The sequence below is a fragment of the Noviherbaspirillum album genome, assembly GCF_035916955.1.
Taxonomy (GTDB): Bacteria; Pseudomonadota; Gammaproteobacteria; order Burkholderiales; family Burkholderiaceae_D; genus Noviherbaspirillum; species Noviherbaspirillum album.
In genome coordinates this window covers 1-6864 of sequence record NZ_JAWIIV010000083.1, presented here as the reverse complement: position 1 = coordinate 6864, position 6864 = coordinate 1, and the positions used below count along the sequence as shown (strand labels likewise).

Here is a 6864-nt window from a genome sequence, read left to right as displayed (position 1 = left end):
CCGGCAACGATGGCAAAATCAGAGTGCTTGAACTGGAAGACTAACCAGAGCAGTGGCTACAAATTTCTATATCAGGTCAAGCGCATGCCATAGACGAAAAAAAACCCGCAGGCCGAAGCTTGCGGGTTCAATCCAATTCTTGGAGAGTTGGAGGAGACAGGTGTTACTATACTGCGACGCACCATAGTTGTCCTCTTTATTGTTGTTATAAGAGATATAACTAATGGTGATATCGCCAATGAATAAGCCCGCTCGACGATGTGCCGAACGGGCTTATTGTCAGTCTCTCTCGCGGTCTCTTGTCTTGGATTTTTTAGGTACTACGCGCCGGATGGTACACTGAAATATGACAAAACTGTGAAAAATCCATAGCTAGATGCCTACTCTCGACGCCCTCAAAATCGCCTGCCAACAAGCATTGGAAGCCGCTGACCAGCATGCTGATTGGCACGTTGCTTATTGCGAAGTCGTTGATCCCCTCTCAGTCCTCAGCCTGATCGCACAACTTGAATCGCAAGACCCTGATTGCTTGACCGCTGAAAGAACGGCCTTTGTCAAACTGGTTCGCGACCTGACGGGGTATATCAAGATGGCGACCGGTGACAAGCCTGATCCGGTACGTGACGATTTGCTGCTGCAAGCAAAGGAACTCATTACTCAATATGGCGGCTAGCCAGCAGTCAGCGCGGCAGGGCACTCAATCAGGACCTGCAGCTAATGTGAATACAAGGTCACGTAACATCTCACGCGCCTGAACGAATCCATGCTCCCGGCGCCACCGGTTCAAATCAACGAAGCCGGCAGCGCCTAGTGCACAGCACGCAATGCTGATCCCCTGAAACGCTGTATTGTCCAGCTCGCCATCCAGAACACGTACACACAGAAAAGGTACGGCTCGCACCCTTGGTAGCGATTTAGCCAGCCGCAGCAGATCGAACATGCTGCTTTCGTCGAAATGTGTGCCGCAGACGATCACATCAGCTCCATCATCAAGCCGCTTCGTCGCTTCATGCATTGAAGTACAAAAATTTAAAGCGAAGCACTCTCCCCAAGCCTCCTGGACGATGGGAATGACACCAGGTACTTCGGCTACCAGAACATTCGGCTTTTCATTGGGCATGTCGCTCTCTTATTGTTGTTGTATAACATATCTATCCTTACAAGTTTATCGTACCCGACTCTCTTTCCGAGCACGAACGTGCTATTCTTGCAGCATTCGTTTACCTGACCACCCAAGTGCATGTCTCCGGATTCCGTCCGGCCGATTTGCGTTGGGCAGCTTTCTTGGTCCATCAGCCAACGAACATCATCTTGATGGCGATAAGGAACTTAATTAAGCCTTCCATGCCGCATGGGTAGCGTAACGCCCGCCATCGGTGTGTTGAACGCGTTCAGTCAGGGCGAAACAGCCTTATTCGTTGAATCTTTGCACTTCATACTGAGAATTCATGCCTCGTAAACCAGAACCGGTCGCTGCTCCTGCCGTCATCAAATGGACAGAAGAAGAATGGGAATTGATCGCCAGGCGGCTCCTTGACATCAAGGGTCCTGAACTATTGCAGTCAGCTCAGCTGGAAGAAGTCAAAGCCAAGGACGTATTCCTGGCGCAGGAGTGTTTGCCGGAAGATCGGCATCGCAAGCTGATTTCCATCTCGCAGGGTTTTCAGGCAATCCGGCAGCGTCTCCACGGCATCTTGCAGAAGGTCAGGGACGCTGCACAGGACGACCTGTTTTCCAAATCAGACCAGTCCAGTGCCACTCCGGTTGCAACTGCTGCTGTCACAGCGGATGAACCAAAGCCGCGAACTTCCCGTAAAGCCGCTAAACAGATAGCGCCTGTCGATGCCCAACCGACTGCGCCGATACCAGCGGAATCAAAGGATACTGCCGGCGATGAACCTTCGCCGATGGCGCCACGCGTCGAAGAGCAACCGGTCAGTGCTGTCCCAACCGATACAGGAACACAACTGGCTCAAGGCCATAGGAACAATGCGCGACAGGCAGCGCCTCGCCAGAGTCACATTGAACATCCAAAGGTTCGCGCTCAGGCAGTTCAATCGCCTTTGCCGCCAGCCACCGGTGATTTCATCGAGATGGCGCGTCCGTTCGTTTCCATGTTCTGCCAGGAGCTGGCAAGCGCGTTGGTCAGTAAAATGATGGAGCAGGGCGGTAGTCAGGCAGTGTCGTCGTCGTTCCAGGCAGCGTTCAGTGGGGTAAGCCAGTCTGCCTCGCGAGAACAGCCGCGCAGACACGAACCGCAGGGCAAACCTTCGTATAGCCGGCCCTCATTTCAGGATGGGCCCGGGATGACCGCAGAGCCTTCGATCGTCTCAAGCCATGCGTACGATGAGGAAGACGGTGAACATGCAGAAGCGGATGTGCAACCATTGTTCGATCCGAAGCTGCCGCCTTCCGCCAACAGTGCATTCAAACCCATGATTGCCCTGATCGGCACCAGTCCACGGGACTTTGAAGACCTGCAGCAGTACTTCCCGCAACTGGAATTGAAAGTGGTTCCGCTGGAAGAGCTTCGTACGGCACCATCATTGCGTAGCTGTCAGCGCATGATGGGGTTGCGGGAAGATATTCCTGCGCCCGCAGACGAGTACCTGCGAAAGACGTTCAGGAACCGATATTTGCGTGTCATTGGCGGGATCAGCCAGGTACGTGAACAACTCAATGCCTGGTTATCCAATCCCAGCACCGTCAACGAGCAGCCTCGATGGCCACGCAAACAGGGTAGCCCCAATGGCAAGGGACAGGGGACAGGCTTTCCGAAGAAAAAGCAATTCCGTCGACCAAAGCCTGCTCCATAATCTCAGGCGCTAGTACGAAGCGCGGCTGCCGGTGCGTTCTGACACAGCGCTTGCAGCCGCAGTGATACTACGCCTCGGTAATTACTCAGGCCAAACCTCGCATCGCATCGGTCTCTATCTAATCAGGGAGCGACTCGCGATTGAGTGGACGCAGGAACGGATGGCCGGTAAGACATCGGTTCTGAAACATCTTCTTCGGACCATCCCTCCCAAAGCTTTGGTACGGCGCGACAGACATAGACAAGCGAAGGTTTGGCGCTTACCGTTGACGCACAATACGGACATTCGATAACTCCCGTACGCATGCCGCCGCGTCCAAAACAAGGACTGAAGTGCTCGACTTCATAGAGTCGCCGGCATAAAGCATTACTGCATCTTTCCAGATGAACTGACATGCGTGCCTCCGTTATACGTTCTTCTTTATCCGTGCCGCGTGATTTAGCATACATCGAATTTGACGGAACACAAGCGGTAACTTTGCGTACCATACGTTGTGCATCGAGCTGAGCTGATCTCGTCCCTATGATAAGCCTGTTGCCAGTTTTATATTGCCACCTGCTACAATCGCCCATCTTTTGACACTTCGCCGTCCATGAATGAAGAGTTAATCCGCAGGCTCAGGATTTGCACCTCGCTGCCGACCCCGCCGTCGACCGCGGTGCGCATCATTGAATTAGCCAACAGTCCAAATGCCAGCCTGACGCAAATTGCCGATGCCGTGGCGTTCGACGCGGCATTGGCCACCAAGATGCTCAAGGTGGCTAACTCACCCCTGTATAACTCGCGCCGATCAGCCAGCAATGTGCGGCAAGCGATTAGTCTTCTAGGTACACATGCGGCGATTACCATTGCGCTGTCGTTTTCCCTGGTGGGAGGGCTGAAATCTTCCCGTCAGAGCAGTGAAGCGCAGTTATTCTGGCAGCGCTCCATCCTGTCTGCACTGGCATGCCGAGTGTTGGCGAAGCATTTCAAGCTACCAGCTGACGACTTGCTGCTGGCTGGTCTGCTGCAGGATATCGGCATCCTCGCCATGCAAACCGCATGTGCGGAGAACTATACGCAAGCCACCGCAGAAGCGGCAGATCACGACCAGCTATTACAGGCAGAACGCACAGCGTTCGGCTCCGGCCACGATGAAGTCGGATACTGGCTGCTCAAACGCTGGCATTTGCCGGATCACCTCGCGGTGTCATGCCTGACCAGTCATATCGAGCCAAACGGCGAAATTGCCGTGAATTCGAACAGCTGTGTCGCCGTATCCGGCTATCTGGCCGACGTTTTTATGAAACCGACGGATCCCGTGGTGACGCTTCGTGCCACCAATGCCGCTGCTCGGTGGCTTGGGATGGAGGCGCAAGCATTCACCGACATTATTGATGGCATGCGCGAAGGCGTAAAGGAAGTCGAAGATCTCTTCGACACACCGCTGGTGGAGGCCTCACAAGCGGACGCGCTGGTCGCGGAAGCCAAGGAGCTGATCTTCATTGCCAATCTGCGCCAGTCTCGTGAAATGGAGGAACGTGCACTGCGTGACGCATTGACCGGTGCACACAACCGGGCTTACTTTGACGATGCGCTCAGCAAGGAATTTGAACTCGCAATGCGGCATGGTTGGCCATTGGCGGTCGCGATGCTCGATCTCGATTACTTCAAGCGCATCAATGACACCTATGGCCATGCAGTGGGCGACGCCGCCTTGCAGTCGGTGACACGCGTCATCCAGTCCCAAATCCGTAACGGCGATATCTTTGCGCGATATGGCGGCGAAGAGTTTGTGCTGCTGTTCCCAGGTACACCAGGGGACGCGGCGGCGAAGGTGTTGAATCGGATCCGGGAAACTATTGCGTCCTTCCATCACACGGTGGATGCGGATACGTCGTTCAAGGTGACGGTCTCCATCGGATTGGCGTCCCATGCGAATGGGCAGGGTGCCATCAAATCCGGAATGGATCTCGTCAATGCGGCGGATAGGGCGTTGTACCTGGCAAAGGCGCAAGGGCGCAATCAACTCGAGCAGTCGAGATTTTGAACGCAAACCGGCCTTAGCCATATTGCACTGCCCAATGACAAAACCGGGAAATTGATAGAGAATCGCTGCGCAGTATAAAAATCCAGTCCCAAAGAGGACGGCAGGAGACTCGTGAAAGCCCACAGTACATTGTGCTGTGGGCTAATGAGATGGTCACCCTCCACCCTATCAGCGACTACCCTGATAGGGTGTTTTTACTCGAGAGGAGATCATCATGGACGGCGTCGCACTTATCGGGATTGACCTAGGTAAACATTCTTTCCATATCCATGGACAGGACGCGCGTGGTAAAGCAATTTTGCGTAAAAAGTGCACCCGCAAGCAGCTCATCACCTTTCTAGCCACGTTTCGCCCCTGTACTGTCGTCATGGAAGCTTGTGCAGGTGCCCACTATATGGCACGCCAATTGTTTGCGTTCGGGCATGAAGTCAAACTCATCAATCCTCAGTTTGTTCGCCCCTTTGTAAAGGGGAACAAGAATGACTTTATCGACGCAGAAGCAATTTGTGAGGCTGCGTCTCGTCCCAACATGCGATTCGTTACGCCAAGAACCGAAGCGCAACAGATCCTCAGTGCGCTGCATCGTGTAAGAGAGTCGCTCGTGCGCGATCGGGTGAAGGCATCGAACCAAATCCACGCGTTCCTGCTGGAGTTTGGAATTAGTCTTCCGGTCGGCCCAGCGGCCATTAAGCAACTTCCTTCCGTGCTGGCAGAACACTCCCTGCCAGCCCGGCTAGTATCCGTCCTTACTCACCTGCATATGCATTACAAATATCTTGTAGAGCAGATCGCCGAAGTGGAGAAGGAACTGGTGAGGCAATTACGTGAAGATGACCTAGGGCAGCGTCTGTTAGTAGTGCCTGGTATAGGGCCAATTACTGCCAGCCTTTTATCAGCTGAGCTTGGTGATGGCAAACAGTATGGCTGCGGGAGAGACTTCGCCGCGTCATTAGGATTGGTACCACGCCAATACAGTACTGGTGGACGCGCCAATCTGCTCGGGATTAGCAAACGAGGCAACAAGACCCTACGACGTCTCTTGGTGCAATGTGCCAGATCATACATGCAGCGATTAGATAAGCAAACCGGAGTGATGTCGGACTGGGTGCGGAAAATGTTAACCCGAAAGCATTGCAATGTCGTGGCCTGTGCATTGGCTAACAAATATGCGCGTACGGTTTGGTCTCTAGCCTTTCGGCATACTGAATTCCGTCTTAATCAGGCGCCCATAGCGGCCTAAAAGACAAGCGTTAAGTTAAGCGAAGAACCCACCTGGTTTTGCGACCGTAGAAATTGGATGACGTGAACGGCATAACGGCCTGAAAGACAACCTCGACAAAAAGTTGGCCCCTGAGGCCGTTGGGCTTTTTAGGAATTTCAGGCGCGACTCTCATCGTGGCGCGGGGAAAAATTCCCTGTTTGTGACGCCGGATAGATTTAGGCAAGCCAACCACAACACCCAAAATCTACCCTTGCGAAAAGGAGGGTGACCATAGATTTATTATGGATGTTATACGTTTTTCGAATGTCTGTCATTCGCAATCGAAAGAAGACAATAGTGTTGTACACCGGTACTATGTCCCNAGCCAACCACAACACCCAAAATCTACCCTTGCGAAAAGGAGGGTGACCATAGATTTATTATGGATGTTATACGTTTTTCGAATGTCTGTCATTCGCAATCGAAAGAAGACAATAGTGTTGTACACCGGTACTATGTCCCTGTCTCCTCCAACTCTTCTTGAATTGGATTCGCCCGCAACTTCCGCAAGGACTGCGGGCTTTTTTCTTTGTGCCGATGCAGGCATAGGTTGGTGGATCGTTCATTTCCCTGCCAGACTCGGCGTAACGACGCGCCAAAGGATGAGAAATTGGTCATTGACCCTTGTGACAAGATCGATATCGCTCGAATTATTATGGAACGCATTGACGGCGTCGTTGCACAAGCGCGTGTCAGCACCCCCGCAACAATAGTGCAAAACCTTCCTTTGAAATAACTGTCATAGTCTCTCGGGCGCA

Annotated in this window: 5 protein-coding genes; 4 read left to right on the top strand and 1 reads right to left on the bottom strand. The window is 53.0% G+C overall.

The window, feature by feature from the left end; genetic code table 11:
* Positions 1–376 precede the first annotated feature (376 nt).
* Positions 377–673, top strand: a complete 297-nt coding sequence (locus RY831_RS32470; protein WP_326510429.1) for a hypothetical protein — start codon at positions 377–379, stop codon at positions 671–673.
* 24 nt (positions 674–697) lie between these two features.
* On the opposite strand, the gene RY831_RS32465 is transcribed toward RY831_RS32470, so the two are convergent.
* Positions 698–1120, bottom strand: a complete 423-nt coding sequence (locus RY831_RS32465) for a hypothetical protein (protein WP_326510428.1) — start codon at positions 1118–1120, stop codon at positions 698–700.
* Between the two features lie 328 nt (positions 1121–1448).
* On the opposite strand from RY831_RS32465, the gene RY831_RS32460 reads away from it, so the two are divergent.
* The 3 genes from RY831_RS32460 (at position 1449) to RY831_RS32450 (ending at position 6085) form a co-directional block, all read left to right on the top strand.
* A complete protein-coding gene (locus tag RY831_RS32460; RefSeq protein ID WP_326510427.1) occupies positions 1449–2816 on the top strand; it encodes a RodZ family helix-turn-helix domain-containing protein in 1368 nt (455 codons plus the stop codon).
* 592 nt (positions 2817–3408) lie between these two features.
* On the top strand, positions 3409–4845 hold the full coding sequence (locus RY831_RS32455; RefSeq protein WP_326510426.1) for a diguanylate cyclase: 1437 nt from the start codon (positions 3409–3411) through the stop codon (positions 4843–4845).
* Between the two features lie 214 nt (positions 4846–5059).
* Complete coding sequence (locus RY831_RS32450) at positions 5060–6085, top strand: IS110 family RNA-guided transposase (RefSeq protein WP_326510425.1); 1026 nt, start codon at positions 5060–5062, stop codon at positions 6083–6085.
* The last annotated feature ends 779 nt before the right edge of the window (positions 6086–6864 follow it).